The organism is Mycobacterium sp. URHB0021, from assembly GCF_054057895.1.
This window is the reverse complement of the sequence record NZ_JBSRZT010000002.1, coordinates 1,965,168-1,983,062: the sequence shown is the minus strand read 5'-3', so window position 1 is coordinate 1,983,062 and position 17,895 is coordinate 1,965,168. Positions and strand designations below refer to the sequence as shown.

The window sequence follows — 17,895 nt, the reverse complement described above, 5'->3', positions numbered from 1 at the left end:
TTCGGGGTGTTTCTAGACTTCGGACAAGGTTGCGGAGGCAACCTCGGCGATCACGTCGGCCACCGCGTGACGGCGATGCCAGGCACGACGCTGGCGCATCGCGCCGTTGCCCTCCACGTCGACACGTGCGCGCTCCGCCGCGACGAAGTCGTAGTCACCGACCGCGTCGAGCGCCGGCTTGACGTGCTCGATGAGGCGGTCCACCAATGTGCGCGCGCGGATCGGCCGGTGACTTTCCAACAAGTCGACGGCGCGCCCGTTCAGGCCGTCGCGGGCGGACCTCCAGTACGCCGCCGCCAACGCGTGCGTGCCGATGGGCACCACCGGTTCACCGCGCCGTTCCTCGTCCAGAGCCGTCATGACGCTGGCCCTGATCAGGGCGGCCAGCATTACCGTTTCGCCGACCGTGGCCGGCACATCGGCGACGCGCACCTCGATCGTCGGGAAACTTGCCGACGGCCGCACATCCCAATAGATCATGCCGTCGTCGAGCGCTGCACCGGCGTGTCGGAGCATCTCGTTGATGGCGTCGTATTCGTCGATGGAGTGGAAATGAGGCGGTGGTCCCGCGCTCGGCCAACGTGCCCACAGCACACTGCGCCAGCTGGCGTATCCGGTGTCGGCGTTGCGGTAGATCGCCGAGTTCGCGGTCAACGCCAGGAACGTCGGAAGCCATGGCCGCAGCCGGTTGCTGACGCGGATCGCCGCCTCGCGGGTGGGCACCGCGACGTGGACGTGGCACCCGCAGATGCCTTGCTCGTGCGCGATCATGCCGAATCTGCTCGCGATCTCCCGATAACGGGGATTGTCGGTGATCGGGAACTCGTGCGGCACGGTCGGCGGCAGTGCGACAGCCAGCAGCCGCGCCTTGTTCGCCCGCGCCGCTTCGGCGGCAGCGCCGCGCAGTCGCGCCAGATCGTCGCGGAGTTGGGCGCTGCCGCTGACCACCTCGCTGGTGGTCTCGACCTGGCAGCGGGTCAACTCGAGTTGGAGTTCGACGCCGTGCTCGGCAGCGTGCCTGGCGACGGCCTCGTTGACGGCGACGGGTTCCCCCGTGGTGGGATCGACGAGGAGGAACTCCTCCTCGACGCCCATGGTGGGGTGGCTGGTCATAGTCAAAGTATTGATCCGGCCCGTCGGGATTACTCACAACGGGCCGGATCGGGACAAACAAGTCAGTGTCGGGCGCAGGTTCACGTTTGAACCTGCGGAAGTTAGGTGCCCACAGCGGGCATCCGCCAAACCTCGGATGTCCGAAAATTTTGGAGCCGCCGAATACGATCGGCGCATGGCAAAGGATTTCCGGTTCGGGCTGGGCCTGTTCGAGGCTCGGTTACGGCCGAGGATCCAGGATGCGGCGCGATGGGCCGAGGATCTCGGCTATGACGTCATGCATGTGCCCGACCATCTGCGGGCGCCGGCGCCGTTCCCGGTGATGATGGCCGCCGCCATGGCCACCAGCACGTTGCGGCTCGGGACGTTCGTCCTCAACACGGGTTTCTACAAGCCGGCGCTGCTGGCCCGCGATGCGGCGGCCATGCGCGATCTGTCCGACGGCCGATTCGAACTCGGGCTCGGCACGGGGTACGTCAAAGAGGAATTCGAGGCCGCCGAACTGCCCTACCCCACCGCCGGAGAGCGGGTCGACCACCTTCGACACACGACGAAGTACATGGAGGTCAACCTTCCCGACGTGCCGATCATGATCGCCGGCAACGGGGACCGGGTGCTGAGGATTGCCGCGCAGCACGCCGACATAGTCGGGCTGACCGGCGGCGACCGGCCGGTCACCGTCGAGGAGGATCCGCTGACCGAGCGAGTCGCTTTCGTCCGCAACGCGGCCGGCGACCGCTTCGCTGACCTCGAGCTGAACATCGCGATCACCGCGATGCCGATCGATGCCTCCGGGATGCCGGACCTGACCATCCCCCGGCGCTTTCTTCCCGATTTCACCGACGAAGAACTGCTGGGCCATCCCGGTGTGCTGTCGGGGACGACGCGAGATATCGCCGACCGGATCCGGGGCTACCGCGACACCTATGGGGTGAGCTACATCATCGCGCAGGCGCCGCACGCCGAACAATTCGCAAAGGTCATCGCTGAACTGCGCTGACGCCCATGTTTGACCGCACGTCGACGGGAACGTCCATCCGTCATGGACGTCGACGATGCGATCGTTGATCCGGCCCCGCAACGCCGCGGGGACACTCGAAAGCGCCGAGACCTGCTGGCGACGCTGCGCCGGTGCACGATCGACGCCGCCTTCAACGAGATCATGAGCGCGTCCAGACGCCATGGGTTACCGACGGGTTCGACGATGCCGCGTCTGACGATGACGCGGGCGCGGCCGCCAGGTACGAATGGGGCTCACTTGTCCAAACTCGCGGCGAGATTCTCGCTCAGCGGATCCCTTCGGTAAGCTCCGAGCGGTTACGCCCCCGTAGCTCAGGGGATAGAGCACGGCTCTCCTAAAGCCGGTGTCGCAGGTTCGAATCCTGCCGGGGGCACCACTTGTTTCTGCAGGTCAGCGAAGGTGTCCGGGCAACTGCCTTACTCCTCTTCGCTCCTCTCTGGTCTGGTGTATGGTCGGTGCTTCTGTGGCATCAGATGGTGCCGCCTGTTTCGCGATGGTCTGACGAGCAGCGGTATCGAGTCGTTTTGCAACGTCGTCGAGGTCGCTTGGGAAAAGGCCGGCGTAGTGGTTCAGCGTCGTCGCGGCTGACTCATGACCGAGCAGACGGGCCACGGCGACGACGGACCCGCCTGCTTGGATGGCGAGCGATGCCGCGGTGTCACGGAGGTTGTGCGGAGTGATGTCCAGGTCCAGGGCATCAACGGCATCATCGAAGACGTCACGGCGGAAGTTGCGATTACGGAGCGGCGCGCGATTCGCGGATGGGAAAACCAGTCCGTCTGGTTTATGGTCTGCCCGGAATCTAGCGAGTTCCTCCGACACGATCGCAGGAACCGGCACGGTCCGTGCCTGGTGGTCCTTGACCGGTGACATTTCGCCCCGCGGCGCCTCTTCCGAGAACGCACGTGCCACCCGCAACGTGTTCTTGTCGAGGTCGACGTCAGTCCATCGCAGCGCCGCCAGCTCGCCCCACCGCAAACCACAATATCCGGCTATGAGGACCAGGACGCGGTCCCGCAGCTCTTCAAGGTGATCGGCAAGCTGCCAGAGTTCGTCGTGCGTCAGCGGACGTGGATCGTTGGCCTGGACCTTGGGCAGGCGGATACCGGCAGCAGGGTTGCGATGAATAGCGCCATCGCGGGCCGCGTGGTCGAACACTCGGCGGAGAACTCCGAGCGAATGGCGAGCCGTCGCGGCGGACTGCTTGCGCGAGATGTCGGCCGCCCAAGCCTGAACCTCGGAGGGGCGGACAGACACCAGCGGCCGCCTGCCGAAAGTGCCGGCAATCTGCTTTCTGATGACACCGCGAATCTTCCGCTCCGTTGCCTGTGCCCTGGCAGGTTGTGCCGACAGCCAGATGTCGCACCATTCGCGGACCGGCCACTCCCCCGCTTTGGGGTCGGCCCATGCACCGGTCTTCAGCGTCTCGACTTGTTTGCGTTCCCACTCTTGGGCGTCACGCTTGCGAGGGAAGGTACGGGAGGCAACGTAGCGTCCGCGGTAGTAGACCCGGGCGCGGTAGACGCGAGCACCGCCGCGCCCGACGCGAGACTCAATCATCCGGACACGTGTGGGGACGATCGCCGAACTCTTCGTCCTCCTCCTGGTTCCATACCGCCTTCACGTCGCCGTCCGGCGAGACAAGGCTGATCCCCCGCGGTTCGAGTGACAGGTGGTAACGAGACAGGGAGGGAAAGTATCGCCGGACAAGAGCCTCCCGTCGCCGGAGAACGGGGACGTACATATCGACCGCCTCAAAGACTGCTTCATGGACAATTTGGATGTCCCCGGTCGCGCAGGCCCCCTCGACATGCTCCGCGATCTCGCGATCTGCCCGGACGATCTCCATGCACTCAGCTACGAAATTCGCGCAGGCACCAGCCGCGTAGCGGCCCCATAGCGGATCAGGCATAGCAGGAGTCCTCTCCCTCATCCGACGCCGTAACGTGACTCGCGCCGCGAGTCGAGCCACTCATCGACTTCGGCTGCGTCCCAGCGCAATGCGGTTCCGATGCGAATCGCCGGCGGTCCTTCTCCCCGAAGCCTCCAGGCTCTGATGCAGCCGACTGACACCTTTAGACGACTCGCGAGCTGATCGATTTTCAGCAGTTCATCGCCGCGAGTAGCAGCGCGAACATTAGGCCTTCCTTGCACCGTCACTCCTTTCAAACCCATGGCTCACGCGCCGGCAGGCGCCGGCTTGTGTCCGAGCAGTGGATGTCAGTCGAGCTCGCGTCGCCGCCGCAGGCTTGGCTTCTCTTGGTCAACTCCATGAGCGCGTCACCGAGAAGATCGAGCGGATTAGCTGCGAGGCCACGCAACGTTTCGATATGTCCGCGCAGTACGTCGTCGGGCACGAAGGGACTCCTGAACCGAACCTGGACCCCTTCAGCGGAACTCACGCCGACACCCGTAGGAGCCCCGATGGGACTGATCTCCGAGTCGGCCGAGAACTCACCCAACACTGAAGTTGCGGCTTCGCGTGTTCGGACGGAGAAGCACACCCTCAGCGCACAGTTGTCACGCGTACTCGTCGGAATGCTGTCCGCGGTCGGTCGTTGCGTGCTGAGGACGACGACAATTCCCGCGGAACGACCGCGTTTCACCAGATCTCGTACGAGCGAATCGATCTCCGCTCCAATTGCTTTCGCCTCCTTCGTCGAATGTGACCGCGCATCCAGATAGGCCTGGCACTCGTCGATGACCACGACAACAACTGGATGCAGCGGGGATGGACCCGCCGACCACAGATTCGGCTGGCCATAGAGTTCCGGCGCATTCCTCAGCCGTTCGCGCATCAGAGTCTGAATGTCTTGGAGCGAATCCCTAACCACTTCGAGATCCCCTGCCTCATCGCCGCTTATGTACCGATATGCCCGCGACGCCAAGCCCTCAAGGTCGTAGCCCTGCTTGCCGTCGATCAGCAGCCACTGCACGTCGTCGCGATGGGCCAGCGAGCCGAGTGCGAACGCCAGCCATGCGCTTTTTCCGCCGCCGGGGACACCTCCGACGACGACCCCGCTCACGTTGCGACATGAACCCGACACCGCGGCGCCGTGCTCGTCGACGTCGAGGGGAATCTCCCAGCCTCGCGCCATCTGAGGGGTTGCCAGAAGGATCGGCGCAGCAAGTGGATCACGCACCCGGAGCGCAAGTTCGAAGATGCCAGCGCGTGGTTCTGCGACTGTCACCTCCCGGACTCGCAGTGCGGAGCTCAGCTGCCCGCAATGACGTTGCCAAACCTCCCAACTCTGCCCGGGAGCACCTACCACCGTCACCGCCATGCCGTACGGCGCTTTCCTCATCTCTGCGATTGCCGGGATGTATCGGACAGGCCGCCGTTCTTCACGCGTGAGACCCAGCGCAAAGGCCGCCCTTGTCGTTCGTGACCGACGCAGATCGGCGTCAACGGAGAGATTCAGTATCTCTGCAAGATCCGCCCACCTATCGCGACTTGAGAGCACGGACATTGCATATCGGAGGTCGGGGCCATAGATCGACCTGTGACGACGGCGGCGGATCCGGAACACGACGCAAGCCATTGCGATCGACACGCCGGTGGCGCACATACACCAGATCAGAAGTCCGCCATACCCGAACAATGAGACCAACCAGAAGGTGAAACACGTTGCTCCACAAAGCAATACGATTCGGCGATGTCTCATGTGTTCACGACTCCCCGCAGCGACCTTCTTACTTCCAAACCATCGGGATGTCGGCCCCACCAGTCGTTCGCAACCTTGCACAGAACAGCCTCATCAGGAACTGTCCACCGCCAGTCTGTAGGGTCTGCCGACGGCCAGGTCGTCTGATCCAACACATCGAACCCCACGATCGCCCGCCGCACTTCATCGAGCGCACGCTGGCGATGACTCGCCGGATACCGCAGCTGCAGTCTCGCCGCAGGCGGTGCGTTCAGGTAGCAGGCGTAACGGCACTCTGCCGAGTCGGCGTGCACACACGTGTCGACCCAGGCGTTGCACACACGGCAGAGCAGACCACGAACCAGGCCAGAGAAGTGATCATGATCGACGACATGGCCGTAGCGTTGCCCGCATGACGCGCACGTCGGCCCAAACTCGTCGACCAAGATGTCGTATAGCCGTTGCCGTGACGCTTTTTTGAAGCGCCCTGGCAGATCACCCATGTCACGACTCGACGGCGTGAAGCACGGTCTCCTGCTAAGTACCGAAATGACCACCCTGATGTCGTCAGACGACCGGTAACTCGAGGCAACCCCGGGAATCTCGACCCTCTCCGAACCGCGACGGCACAAGAGTGTTCGGATAACCATCGGCTGGCGATGTTTCGGGAATGCGCCCAGAGGATCACTCATCTCAGGAACCAGCCACGCCGTAGGTCACTACACATGCCGGGCCCCACACGACTCCGTCTTTGCCGATCGCGACCACAGATGGTCCAGTGCGCATCGGATTCAGATACTTCAGGCCCAAGGAAGGCATCGGATGGCAGTCGTATCCAGGGAGGTCGACCACTTCCGACGACGACGGGCCAACACGCAGGAGCGTGGCGAGCCCCTCGTCCGGAGCACCTGCGGCGATCGTCTGCTGTCCCGGTGATGCAGGCTGCATCACCGCGAAGACGATCACAATCCCGATTAGAGATACAGCGGACATGACGCCGAGAAGGACTAACAACCATCGGCGCATCAACGCTGGCCCGCGAAGCCATGCCACTGCGGCCCTGCACCGGCCGAGTGCGGACAAGCGAAAGGGATCCGAAGACCGAATTCTATTCCCCCTGAACATCACTCACCGCCACCGCGGCGCGACCCGCTGTTGGCTCCACGAAGGATGTCGGTCACCGAGCCGACCGGCTTCAGCGTCTGGATGTAGACCGTCACGGCCAGCACGCCTCTCGGTCCTCGATTCCCCCAGCCTGGCCGAGCATCAGCGCGAATGGACAGGGTGCAGCGGCCTTCCGCCTGGAACAGCACGCCTGCTGGCACGGTCTCAAGCGGAGTGGTGGTCCGCACCTCGGCACCGTCCAGTCCACGACCGCCAACGCTGACCGCGAGGCCGGTCACCTTGTAGAGCTGCGCATCGTCGACCAGCACGGGTTCATCTGTCGCGGCTCCGTCTCGGTACACACTCTGCGCTCGCGCCCCACCACCTGTGCCAAACGCCAGGACGTGAGTTGGGTCAAGTACGAGTTCATCCAGTCGAGTCAAATCAGCCATGAGTCAATGCCTTTCGGTTGCGGGGACGTCGAGTGCGCCCTCTGATGCGAGTTTGCGTCCGGCGTTGTCAGCAGGCACTACTCGTCACCAAACCGAGAAAACCGCAGGTCAAACCATCCGCGAAACCGGATTTCGGCGTTGATATGCCACCACCAGCTACCAGTCCACGGCACCTAGTGGTGTGTCCTGTAATTAATTGATGATTCCTTGGTAGGCTTCACGCCATGAGGCAACCCGTTCCGGCTCTGTCGGTGTCTACAGGGCAGCGTGAGGTTCTCGAGTCGGTGGCGCGGTCGCAGTCCGCGCCGCATCGCGAGGTGGTCCGCGCGCGGGCGTTGTTGATGGCGGCCGACGGTCGGGCGAACACGGCGATCGCGGAATCGTTGTCGGTGTCGCCGGGGTCGGTCAGCAGCTGGCGCGCCCGGTTCGCCGAGGAGGGGCTGGTCAAGTTCGCCCAAGTCCGCGAGGGCCGGGGTCGCAAGAAGACGATCCCCCAGGACAAGATCGATGAGATCGTGGATCTGACACTGAACTACCGTCCCGAGGGCGAAACCCATTGGAGCTGCCGGACCATGGCCGCGGCTACCGGGGTGTCGAAATCGACTGTGCAGCAGGTGTGGTCGGCCCGGGGCCTCAAACCGCACCGGGTCGAGACGTTCAAGCTGTCCAACGATCCGAACTTCGAGGAGAAGCTGGTCGATGTCGTGGGGCTCTATCTGAATCCCCCCGAGAAGGCCATCGTCTTGTGCGCCGATGAGAAGTCCTCGGTGCAGGCGCTCGACCGCACCCAGGCATCGCTGCCGATGGTCAAGGGGCGGGGCGAGACGATGACCCACGACTACAAGCGCCACGGCACCACCACCCTGTTCGCCGCTCTGAACGTGCTGACCGGCATGATCATCAGCCAGTGCATGCCCCGGCACCGGCATCAGGAATGGTTGAAATTCCTCAAGAGCATCGACCGGCAGGTCCCCAAGGACCTGCAGATCCACCTGATCCTGGACAACTACGCCACCCACACCCACGACGATGTCCGCCAGTGGCTGGATAAACACCCCCGGTTCCACCTCCACTTCACCCCGACATCGTCGTCCTGGCTCAACCTCGTCGAACGCTGGTTCCGGGAACTGACCGACAAAGCGTTGCGGCGCGGGGTCTTCCACTCAGTGCCGGACCTCGTCGCCTCCATCCAGGAATACATCGACGCCCACAACAACGACCCCAAACCCTACGTGTGGACCGCCACCGCCGAGTCCATCCTGGCCAAAGTCGCACGCGGCCGGATCACACTCGAAAAAGTCAGCTAAAAGCAGGACACACCACTAGCTCCTGGCGAGTGATCCACCGGTCACCGGTAGTGCTGTCCATGACGGCGCCCTTCGTTGAGGTTCGCGAATCTGTGTTTAGGCGGAGAGTTCTCATTTGGTCCGAACGTAAGCCTGCTAGCCAATGTCCGTCTACCACTGCACCGACATTCAGTGGCGGATTTCTCAAACACACCTAGATCAGCGTTTTTCGCCACACCATGTTGAAATACGTTGACGTGTACCGATGCTCGGAGGGCGTGGCCTTGGTAGGCCACCGTCACAACCGGTTAGGTGCCGGCGACTCCGCCCTGGCACCCCGTATGCGACCTTTTCCGACCGCGGCCACGACTGCATCGAACTCTTTGCCCAAGCGCGGAGGTGGAACTCGAATGTCGTACTGTCCGTCGGCGACTGCGGACGCCGCCCGCGAGACGCGGTGGCCGACCGATGCACCCGATGACTGAGGTACCAGCTCAAGGTGAGCGCGGCCAGAGCGGACACCGCTAGCGCGATGCCTACTGACAGCGCGGTCGCATCGCGGAAGGCACGTTCATAGGGATGGCTGCCGTTGAGCCCGGGTACTACCGCGGTGTCCATGAGGCGACGAAACATTGGTGGGCCAACGATTTCGGCGACAACGCTCGTCGTGACGATACACGCAATGACGACGACTGAGTTGGCGACCAATAGCCGCATCCGGATGCCGTGGCGGCCGCGCCGCCATTGACTCGGTTGACTCCTGCGATCTCGAAGCGCCATCAGCCGGTGCCCATGCGATACCCGACGCCGCGCACCCGTGGTGACATAACGCGGTAGCGCCGGGTCGTCACCGAGCTTGCGTAGTAGATGGCCAACGTTCACATCGACGATGTTGTCGTTGCCCACCGACGTCTCTCCCCACACCGATGCGGGTAGTTGCCGCCTGCTCAACACCGTCCCTGCGCGCGACGACAAGGTCGCCAATACGGCGAACTCCTCGCGGCTCAACATGATCGGCGTTTGGTCGATTTGAACTTCCCGGCCGTCGACGTTGATGCGGAGGTTCCCGATCGATCGAGGAAGGCTCGAGTGCTGTTGGCGCTGGGCGGCGACCCGTTCGTTCAGCCGCCGGAGCTCGTCCTCCGCCGCCAACAGCTGGTTGCGTGCGCGCCGGTATTAGCTCGACTCACGGGGGACCTGATGTTCGGGTCGCGGAGCGCGTCTCCCGCCACTTGTTCATGTCACGCGGACTGCGCTTGGGCGCCATTGTTTTTCTTCCTTTCTCTGCTCCGAAGCGTCTACCTTCCACAGTTCGGGAAAATTTGGAGCGTCGTTTCCTATTGCGGTTCTTCACTCCGCCTTAGCCGCGATCCACCGACTGACCTTGGTCACTGATCTCGGGTAGTGATGATTTCGATCTTCGGGTTGTGGGCGTGAGGTTGCCGCTGGTCTGTCCAGCTTGTCCTGTGCGTTCCGGTCGGGCCTTGCGGCGGGTGGTCAAGGTGTCGCTGGTAGTGGTGGGCTGTGTCCGATGGTGGTGTTCCACAGTGCAAGCCAGGCCTTCGACCAGGGCCAGTGGGTAGGTAGGTGCAGGATCGGTCGGCGTTGCGGACGGGCGAGGCGGGCCGGGACGTTGACGATGCGGCGGCGCAGGGTGGATCCCCGTGCTCGGGTGTGCTGGCCACCGGCGAGCACGCCGGCGGCGCGCAGCAGGTTGTGGGCGATCGCCGCGCACAGCACCCAGGCGGAGTTCGCGCCGAAACGGCCCGAGGGGATGTGTGCCAGCGGCCCGTCGATCAGGTCGGCGAACACGGTTTCGATGATCGCGTGTTGGCGGTGGATAACGTCGGCTTCAGCCACCGGTTTGTCGGTGTTGGTGAGGAACGGGTGATACCGCCACACCGGGGATAGGGCGTCGGGGAAGCGGGCGTCCTTGACCCGGCGCACGACCAGGCGAGCGGTAATCCGGTCTTTGGTGGATGCGAAAGCGCTGTAACCGATTTCGGCGACCTCGGCATCGGAGATCCAGGCGCCGGTGTCGGGATCGCGGACCGCGCCGGGATAGGACACCGGGGTCCATGCATCGTTGTCGATGGCGGCGATCGCTCGGTCGACGGCCGCGTTGCGGGTCATCACCAACGAGAACTGGGCGCCTGCGCGCCGACACGCCCGCACCAGCTTGCGGTTGCCGTAGGCCGAGTCGCCGCGCACCAGGATCTGCCCGCGGGCGCCGCAGTCGTGGGCGGTCCTGATGGCTTGGGCGACCATCCGCCCGGCGCCCTTGCCCGAGCCAGTCTTCCCGGCGCGTAGCCGCATCCCGGCGATGACCGGTGCGGCGCCCCGGGTGCTGATCGTGGTCGCCAGCGCAGACAATCCCTTGCGCAGGATCTGCTTGCCGGCGATCTTGGTGTGTCCGTAGGACGCGCCTTGTTTGGCGTGCCCGTAAACCGGCCGTAGCAGTGAATCGATGTCGATGAACACCTGCTCATCGGCGCCCGGCAGCAGATCGACCCGCTCGCACAATGCGACCAAATGCTCGCGCAGTACCGACTCCAACTGGCGGGCGTGTCCGAAAGTGAACTCCCGCAACAACGTTCCCACCGTCGACGGTGCGTACACGCCACCGAAGAGGCTCTTCATGCCGCCTGAGCGGATGACGTCGATGTCATCGATGCAGTCCGCCCCCGCGCACATACCCGCGATCAGCGTGGCCAGCTTGGGCGCCGGGTTCGCGGCCCCGGACCTGATCCTCGGCGCGGTGATGTGGACCTTCTCACCGAGAAGTCGCGACAGCCCGGTGTGGGCAGCCAATCTCATCATCGGCACCAGCCCCGCGCACGACACGAGATTGCCGTCGTCGAACACACCGCGGACTCCGCGGCGAACCTATGCGAAACTTGCACCGGAAGCGCCTTTCCGAACTGACCCGATTGATGCCTAGAGAACACAATCATCCCAGTTCAGAGGGCACTTTCTTCATTCCGACACCCCTATAAGAGCAAGTCAGTCGGTGGATCGAAGCTTAGGCGTCCACCATCGCGAAGAGGGTGTTGAAGCCTTCCGCCAGGAGCGGGTGCGTGAAGATCGCATCCGCCATAGCGGTGTCGGTGAGCTGGCCCAGCATGGCGACCTGCATGATGGTCATGATCTCGCCGCCTTCACTGCCCAGCATCGCGCAGCCCAGGATCTGCCCGCTGTCCGCGTCGATGACGGCTTTCATGAAGCCGCGTGTCTCCCCGGTCTCGATGGCGCGGATGACGGCGCTCATAGGGAGCTTCGCCACCCGGATCGCGCGTCCTTGCGCCATGGCCTCGCGCTCGGTCATGCCGACGCGGCCGAGCTGCGGGTCGATGAACACCGCGTACGGGACGATCCGGTCCCGCGTGCTCGCCTTCTCGTGCCTGATCAGGTTGGCGTGCAGGATGCGGTAATCGTCGTAGGAAGAGTGGGTGAACGCCGGGCCGCCCTTGACGTCGCCCATCGCGTAGATGCCGGGGACACTGGTTTGCAGGTAATCGTCGACCTGGATGAAGCCGTGGTCGTTGAGACGGATGCCGGCCGCCTCGGGGGTGAGCGCCTCCGTATTCGGGATGCGACCGATGGCCGACAGCAGGTGCGAGCCTTCGAGCTGTCGCTCACCGTCTTGTGTGCCGATGGTCAGTCGCACCCGGCCACTGTCGGCCTGCTGAACCCGGACCGGCGTCGAGGAGGTCATGACCGTGATCCCGTCATCGCGCAAGATAGCCGCGACCTCGTGCGAGACGTCCTCATCCTCGACCTTCAGCAGGCGAGCGGCGCGTTGGACGATGGTGACCTCGCTGCCGAACCGGCGGAACATCTGCCCGAATTCCAGTCCGATGTAGCCGCCCCCGAGAATGATCAGGTGCTCCGGCAGCTCGGCCTACTCCATGCTCGACGTCGGCGCGATTCGAGGAAACCTAACGCCGCCGGTGTTTGCCCAGTCCCTTGTCATGAGCTCATATCGGGTAGTTGGGCAGCTTGAAGTCGTCGCGCACGCTTCGGGTGAGGAGCACGTCGGCGAGGGGTCGGAAGTTCATTGTCCGCATCACCAGGTCGCGAAATCGGATGCCCAGCCGCGTCTGCGTCGCGAAGACCGGGAGAAACTTCTGTGCGGCGGCCTGTTTGTGTTCGACCAATCGGCGTAATCGCGCCTCGTAGGCGTCGAAAGCCCGCCGGTAATCGCCACGAGCACAGGCGAGTTCACCGGCCAGCACGTAGGCCTCGGTCATCGCCAGACCGGTGCCCTCCCCCGCCATCAGCGAGACACAGGCCGCCGCGTCGCCGACGAGCGCCGTTCGGCCCCGCGACCAGCGATCCAGCCGGATCTGGCTGACGACATCGAAGTACAGATCATCGACACCGTCGAGCGCGGCTAGAATTTGCGGGCATTCCCAGCCCGCGTCACCGAACTCGCGGCACAACAGCGCCTTACGCGCGGCCAGCTCGCCAGGATCGACGGCTTGCGCGGAGCGGAACACGAACAGAAACATCGCGCGATCCCCCCGCAGCGAAAACCGCCCGACCGATCGACCCGGCTCGCTGTAGGTCACGTAGACCAATTCATCGCGGGGCCGATAACCCTCGACGACACAGGCCGCGACCAGACAGCCCAAATAGTGTTCGACGTCTGACTCGGGCCCGAACATCAGTCGGCGCACATTGGAGTGCAACCCGTCGGCACCGATGACCAGGTCGAAGTCACGGGTCTTTGCCTGCGCGAAGCTCACACACACGCCATCGGGTTGTTCGTTGATCGCGGTAATGGAATCACCGAAGATCGTTTCGACGTCGTCGGCGATCGTGGCGTAGATGGTCGCGGCCAGGTCGCCGCGCGGCAGGCTGGTCAATTTGCCGCCCGCCGCGCGCCGGAACGCGTCGACGCCCAGGCTGGCCCGGACCTGGTCGTCGGGTCTGACCGAGCGGACCGACTGCACCTGATAGCCGGCATCCCGCACGGCCGCCTCGATTCCCATGAGTTGTGCGACCTGGTAGCCCACCCCCCAGAAGTCGATCACGTAGCCGCCGGTGCGAAAGTGCGGTGCCCGCTCGATCAACGTCGGCTCGTGGCCGGTTCGGTGTAGCCAGTGCGCGAGCGCCGGGCCCGCCACACCGGCTCCGCTGATCGCGATTTTCATGCCGTCAACCCTCCGACCGCGCTGATAGCGGTGTTGTCGGGGCCGCTGAAATGTCCTAGGACACCAACCGCTGACACCTGCCATGTCGGGACTGCGCAACCGGGTCAGACACGCCCGACTTCAATCCCGGGTAGCCAACCGGACGAACGGCATTCGTTGCCCGACCGCCCGGAAGTCGGCCTCGGACCCGTCGACGGCGAATCCCATCAGCCGAGGGAGCAGGTAGGTCGCCGCGGTGCGGTGTCGGGCGGCGTATCGGGCGAAGATTTCGGCCCTTCCTCCGCGGTGAGTGGTACCGCCGTCACCGAGATCGTGTGTCTTCCGCCCTGGACGCTGACTGCGGTGTGTGAACAATGTTGCGGTACCAAGCGGCGGTGGGTCCCCAGCCGGAGGCGACCACGAAGCTTCCGTTGGTGGGATCGTGCTCAACGACTTCCAAAATGACTTGGCGCTGCATGCCGGAGACTCGCGCAGAACAATGCCCGGGTCACCCACGATGGTGGTCGCACGTTCTTCACGATCTTCATCGTTTGCCTCCTGCAATGCTGCGACGCCCCGAAAGGGCTTGCCCCTCAACGGGTGAACCGCCAACCACATGCCTCAGACCCACGCGACGGGCGTAGGGCCCGTGTGGTCCGCCCGCGCCGGGTCTGACAGTGACATCCAGCGGACTGCCGTTCGGGATTCACACCGTCGCATTCCACGCTACGCCCATCGTTGCACCATGCACAATATCCATCCTGCATGCGATGCACAGCGGATATAGTGCCGGGCGGATGTATTCTCCGGAACGGAGGGAGGCCGCCCATGACCACCACGGGAAACTCCAGCCGGCCCAAAGGGTCGGCGGAAGCCGAGGAATACCCCGTGAGGCTCGAACGAGCCACCCGAGGACTGCTCGCGCTCAACGTCTCCGTCCTCGAACGCATGGAAGACAATGTCGGTCTGGAACCACTGCGAGCGCTTCAATCCCTCGACCGTCGCGGCCCCAGCATGGTGGGCGAACTCGGCGACGACCTCAGCCTGGTGCCCTCCACCGCGAGCCGGCTCAGCGACCGCCTCGCCGAGGCCGGCCTGATCACCCGCCGCCCGGCACCGAGCAACCGGCGATCCACCCTGCTGGAACTCACCCAAGCCGGCCGCGCCATTCTCGACGAACTGGTCGCGCTACGCATCCGCGCGTTCGGCGAGGTCGCCGACCAGATGAGCAACCAAGACCGCGCCGCGCTCCTTCAGGGCGCCCACGCATTCACCGCCGCGCAACAACGATTGTCCGACAACAGCACCAAGCAGCGCGCCGAGTCCCGCCGAGCCAGCGACAAGCCCTGAACGTCGACTCCAACGAGGACCTTGTGCACGCGGATCGGCCAACCGACGATCATGGCCGACGGCTGCCCAACCGGCTCGTAGCTTGCCTATTGCCGATCAGAATGATCCGCCGTACGGAAACCGGGGCACAATTGATCGTGACGGCAATCGTCAAGGAGTGCTGGCGATGCACGACTTAATTCGCGGGATGGCCACCCTAGGGCATCACCATGTCGACGACTCGCTGCCGGACACCTTCACCGAGGCGTCGATTGTCACGCGGGTGATCGCGGGGCTCTTCGCGACCCGGTTCGACAAGCAACTCGCGGCCGGCGTGGCACCCGAGCCCGGCAGCGTCATCGCCGCCCGCGTGTCGCGATTGGCGTCGGCGGGCGAGCGACGCACACTCGCGGAAGCGCTGCACCACAGCCTCTGCGAGGCCGACTCGCGCCGTACGCGGATGTCGCCAACAATCCCCGTCGACCGGTCAGCCGTCGCAGCCGCGGAGGGTTTGATCGACCAAGTCGTGCAGCGCCTGACCGGTCCGCGCCCGGTGAGCGCGCGCGGTGTCGCGCGGCTGCGCCTGCTCCTGTCCGACGGTGCCGGGCCGATGTACTGGCCCGGAGGTGGCGACCTGAGCGCCGAACTGCGCGCTGTGCTCGCCCAGCTGTGACAACACCGATCGCACCATTGCTGGTTTAGATGCCTCACGACGGGGCCAGCGACTGGTGATACCAGCGGTTGAGCAGCGCGGGGATTTCGCTGAGGAGGAAGGCGTAAAAGTCCCGCATCTGGGTGAGGCGCTGATGATGCGGCCATCGCGGCGATACGATGTCGCGATCCGATTGATGGTTAGCACGATGGTTAGCACGATCGACATTGGGGACTCCTTCCCAGCCCAACACGAAGTAGCGCAGCCAGAGATAGATCGCGCCGAGCGCGATCGACATCACGGTGACCACCGCACCCTTGCGGGTGAACTCCCAGAACGAGATGGGATTGTCTGCGCGGCGGGCGATTCCGAGCATGACGACGTTGGCGCTGGCCCTGACGGCGGTCAGGTTGCCACCGAAGTCGGCGCCGAGCGCACGCGCCCACCACAGCACGGAAGAGTTGGCCGAACGTGCGCTATTCCTTCTCTGGCGTGGAGGTGACTCGCCGAAGCTCGAAGCATCCAGGCAGCCTGGTGTCCACCGATGCGGGCCGGATGTCGAGGTGACCGGCTACCTGTTCGGTTGTCGATCAACCTGTTTCGAGCCTGAGGACACCCAGCGTCGGCAATCACTCGAGGATCCGGCGGTGCTAACTGGCCAGCGGCTCGGCGACCAGCGTCGCCCAACGGAGCCACTGAACGAAAGCGGCACGCTGACCGATCCCATCAGGATCCGCCACGAAGATGAGAAAATGGCTTCCGCCATTCTAGCGAGAAGTTGCTTAGCCTGGCTCAATATCGAGTACCTGGGCAGCGTCAGCACCTGTACGCTCACGGCAGCAGCGGTTACTCGTGAATACCAGCGGGAGAATCGTTTACGTTCGGCTTGATGCTTCGCCGGTAACGGATGAAGGAGGGCTACCCATTTCACCGACGACGAATAGCGCCGCGGCGCACTGGGGACGACGCGGCATGGCGGTGGCCGCCGACGTGACTGGCGGATATCCGTACTTCCTGCAGGCGGTCGGTGAACCCCTGTGGGACAACGCGATCAGTTCACCGATCGGCGCTGACGACGTGGGCGGTTGCATGCTGATCGCCGCAAGGTCAGCGGTGGCGAAAGATGGTCTGCCATTTACAAATGACCGGGTGGCAACGAAACCCGAGGTCATCGCGGTGGGCGGAAGGGCGCGCAAGCTTTAGGACGATTTTGCGGCGCGGGGTGAGTCCGGAAGTTCTCGTTTCTCAGACAAGGGGCCCTGCGCGGGCCCCCGGGAAACCTGGCCGTGTCCTGATCGGCGGGTCTGGGAATCGAAACCTTGGCGTCGCGGGGCGGCATCTCGATGGTGGTTATGAGGATTTGTGTCTCGACAGCAGATCGCCGATTGCGACGGCGGAAAGGCACTCTTTCTCTAGGAAGCCAACCGCCGGGCTGACGGCGATCTCCTCGGCGTAGTCCTGCTCGGCATAGCTGGAAATCAGGATCACCGGCGGCGGTTCCGGCGCGCCCTGCCGATGAAGTTGCTCGGTGAGTTCGATTCCGCTTTCCCCGCCGAGGTCGATGTCGACGAGCACGACGTCGGGCCGGAGGCTCGCGCAGCTGTTCAAGGCGTCGGCGCTATTCGATGCGCCACCAACGACCGTGATGCCCGCTTGCTCGAGCATGCGGCTCGCGGCTTCGCGGAAGCCAGCACTGTCATCAGCGATCAGACAGCGCATGGGTCCCCCACAGCAACATTCCTACAGGGTCGCGGGCATTTACCTTGCGCGCATCCCGGCTAACCGGAAAATTAATCGACCGCAAAAGGTTTATGCCACCGCGCTGGATAACGGCTCCACCCACGGGCTACGGCCAGGCCGGGTTGGGCTCCAACCAGCAACCATTCGCTCAACAGCCCGGAACCATGCCCATCCCCTTGATGCAGACCCCGGGCATGCCGGTACCCACCGAGACCACCGCCGCCCGCTCTTTGATCACAACGCCACTCAGCCGCCTAGTTCCGCTCCATGCAGAAGGTTTCGGCACGACCGTCTGGGCGACGGCGTCCGCGATGATCAACGGTCTATCGGCCATGGACATCGTGGGCGCGATGCACTTCGCGGGCCTACCGACGCCGAATCCTCTCGACGTCACGACCGAGAAATGCCGAAAGTTGCAC

At 64.2% G+C, this 17,895-nt stretch carries 18 protein-coding genes, 1 tRNA gene and 4 pseudogenes; 7 read left to right on the top strand and 16 right to left on the bottom strand.

Going from position 1 to position 17,895, the window contains the following annotated elements; genetic code table 11:
• Positions 1-12: 12 nt before the first annotated feature.
• Entirely contained in the window at positions 13-1,113 is a 1,101-nt protein-coding gene (locus ACVWWN_RS12045) for a glutamate--cysteine ligase 2 (RefSeq protein WP_457144094.1), read from the bottom strand.
• Positions 1,114-1,288: 175 nt separating this feature from the next.
• Here ACVWWN_RS12045 and ACVWWN_RS12040 point away from each other — a divergent pair, with 175 nt between their 5' ends.
• Positions 1,289-2,113, top strand: a complete 825-nt coding sequence (locus tag ACVWWN_RS12040; RefSeq protein ID WP_457144093.1) for an LLM class F420-dependent oxidoreductase — start codon at positions 1,289-1,291, stop codon at positions 2,111-2,113.
• A gap of 321 nt (positions 2,114-2,434) precedes the next feature.
• Positions 2,435-2,510: transfer RNA gene (locus ACVWWN_RS12035), tRNA-Arg, on the top strand.
• 14 nt (positions 2,511-2,524) lie between these two features.
• On the opposite strand, the gene ACVWWN_RS12030 is transcribed toward ACVWWN_RS12035, so the two are convergent.
• From ACVWWN_RS12030 to ACVWWN_RS12000, 7 genes are all read right to left on the bottom strand, one after another.
• Entirely contained in the window at positions 2,525-3,694 is a 1,170-nt protein-coding gene (locus ACVWWN_RS12030; RefSeq protein ID WP_457144092.1) for a tyrosine-type recombinase/integrase, read from the bottom strand.
• The gene (locus ACVWWN_RS12025) at positions 3,687-3,983 is read right to left on the bottom strand and encodes a hypothetical protein (RefSeq protein WP_457144091.1); all 297 of its coding nucleotides are present in this window, start codon (positions 3,981-3,983) and stop codon (positions 3,687-3,689) included. The genes ACVWWN_RS12030 and ACVWWN_RS12025 overlap by 8 nt, the downstream gene beginning before the upstream one ends.
• An 80-nt stretch (positions 3,984-4,063) precedes the next feature.
• Positions 4,064-4,309, bottom strand: coding sequence for a helix-turn-helix transcriptional regulator (locus ACVWWN_RS12020; protein ID WP_457144090.1), 246 nt, complete (start codon positions 4,307-4,309; stop codon positions 4,064-4,066).
• A complete protein-coding gene (locus ACVWWN_RS12015) occupies positions 4,300-5,439 on the bottom strand; it encodes a cell division protein FtsK (protein WP_457144089.1) in 1,140 nt (379 codons plus the stop codon). Before ACVWWN_RS12015 ends, ACVWWN_RS12020 begins: the two co-directional genes overlap by 10 nt.
• Before the next feature lie 356 nt (positions 5,440-5,795).
• The gene (locus tag ACVWWN_RS12010; RefSeq protein WP_457144088.1) at positions 5,796-6,281 is read right to left on the bottom strand and encodes an endonuclease domain-containing protein; all 486 of its coding nucleotides are present in this window, start codon (positions 6,279-6,281) and stop codon (positions 5,796-5,798) included.
• A 190-nt stretch (positions 6,282-6,471) separates the two neighbouring features.
• Entirely contained in the window at positions 6,472-6,744 is a 273-nt protein-coding gene (locus ACVWWN_RS12005; protein ID WP_457144087.1) for a hypothetical protein, read from the bottom strand.
• A 158-nt stretch (positions 6,745-6,902) separates the two neighbouring features.
• Complete coding sequence (locus ACVWWN_RS12000; RefSeq protein ID WP_457144086.1) at positions 6,903-7,211, bottom strand: hypothetical protein; 309 nt, start codon at positions 7,209-7,211, stop codon at positions 6,903-6,905.
• A gap of 347 nt (positions 7,212-7,558) precedes the next feature.
• Between ACVWWN_RS12000 and ACVWWN_RS11995 the strand changes: the two genes are divergently transcribed.
• Positions 7,559-8,641: an IS630 family transposase gene (locus ACVWWN_RS11995; protein ID WP_457142590.1), complete on the top strand. Its 1,083-nt coding sequence runs from the start codon at positions 7,559-7,561 to the stop codon at positions 8,639-8,641.
• A 328-nt stretch (positions 8,642-8,969) separates the two neighbouring features.
• On the opposite strand, the pseudogene ACVWWN_RS11990 reads toward ACVWWN_RS11995, so the two are convergent.
• The 5 genes and pseudogenes from ACVWWN_RS11990 to ACVWWN_RS11970 form a co-directional block, all read right to left on the bottom strand.
• Positions 8,970-9,400: pseudogene (locus ACVWWN_RS11990) on the bottom strand (two-component sensor histidine kinase); the annotation flags it as partial.
• A pseudogene (locus ACVWWN_RS11985) lies at positions 9,400-9,706 on the bottom strand (winged helix-turn-helix domain-containing protein); the annotation flags it as partial. The pseudogenes ACVWWN_RS11985 and ACVWWN_RS11990, both read right to left, overlap by 1 nt.
• 411 nt (positions 9,707-10,117) lie before the next feature.
• Positions 10,118-11,523 (bottom strand): annotated as a pseudogene (locus tag ACVWWN_RS11980) (IS1380 family transposase).
• Positions 11,524-11,642: 119 nt separating this feature from the next.
• Positions 11,643-12,515, bottom strand: coding sequence for an FAD-dependent oxidoreductase (locus ACVWWN_RS11975; RefSeq protein WP_457149099.1), 873 nt, complete (start codon positions 12,513-12,515; stop codon positions 11,643-11,645).
• A gap of 82 nt (positions 12,516-12,597) precedes the next feature.
• The gene (locus tag ACVWWN_RS11970; protein ID WP_457144085.1) at positions 12,598-13,776 is read right to left on the bottom strand and encodes an FAD-binding domain; all 1,179 of its coding nucleotides are present in this window, start codon (positions 13,774-13,776) and stop codon (positions 12,598-12,600) included.
• An 807-nt stretch (positions 13,777-14,583) separates the two neighbouring features.
• On the opposite strand from ACVWWN_RS11970, the gene ACVWWN_RS11965 reads away from it, so the two are divergent.
• On the top strand, positions 14,584-15,105 hold the full coding sequence (locus ACVWWN_RS11965) for a MarR family winged helix-turn-helix transcriptional regulator (protein ID WP_457144084.1): 522 nt from the start codon (positions 14,584-14,586) through the stop codon (positions 15,103-15,105).
• A gap of 166 nt (positions 15,106-15,271) precedes the next feature.
• Positions 15,272-15,757 carry a hypothetical protein gene (locus tag ACVWWN_RS11960; RefSeq protein ID WP_457144083.1) on the top strand — a complete coding sequence of 162 codons (486 nt, stop codon included), beginning with the start codon at positions 15,272-15,274 and terminating at the stop codon, positions 15,755-15,757.
• Between the two features lie 226 nt (positions 15,758-15,983).
• On the opposite strand, the pseudogene ACVWWN_RS11955 reads toward ACVWWN_RS11960, so the two are convergent.
• Positions 15,984-16,184 (bottom strand): annotated as a pseudogene (locus tag ACVWWN_RS11955) (hypothetical protein); the annotation flags it as partial.
• Here ACVWWN_RS11955 and ACVWWN_RS11950 point away from each other — a divergent pair.
• Complete coding sequence (locus ACVWWN_RS11950; RefSeq protein WP_457149476.1) at positions 16,111-16,626, top strand: hypothetical protein; 516 nt, start codon at positions 16,111-16,113, stop codon at positions 16,624-16,626. The pseudogene ACVWWN_RS11955 and the gene ACVWWN_RS11950 overlap by 74 nt on opposite strands.
• Before the next feature lie 82 nt (positions 16,627-16,708).
• Entirely contained in the window at positions 16,709-16,939 is a 231-nt protein-coding gene (locus ACVWWN_RS11945; protein ID WP_457144082.1) for a hypothetical protein, read from the top strand.
• A 147-nt stretch (positions 16,940-17,086) separates the two neighbouring features.
• Here ACVWWN_RS11945 and ACVWWN_RS11940 read toward each other — a convergent pair whose 3' ends face one another.
• Positions 17,087-17,455 (bottom strand): response regulator transcription factor, encoded by a 369-nt coding sequence (locus ACVWWN_RS11940; RefSeq protein ID WP_457144081.1) that lies wholly within the window; start codon positions 17,453-17,455, stop codon positions 17,087-17,089.
• A 169-nt stretch (positions 17,456-17,624) separates the two neighbouring features.
• Entirely contained in the window at positions 17,625-17,810 is a 186-nt protein-coding gene (locus tag ACVWWN_RS11935) for a hypothetical protein (RefSeq protein WP_457144080.1), read from the bottom strand.
• Positions 17,811-17,895: the final 85 nt, after the last annotated feature.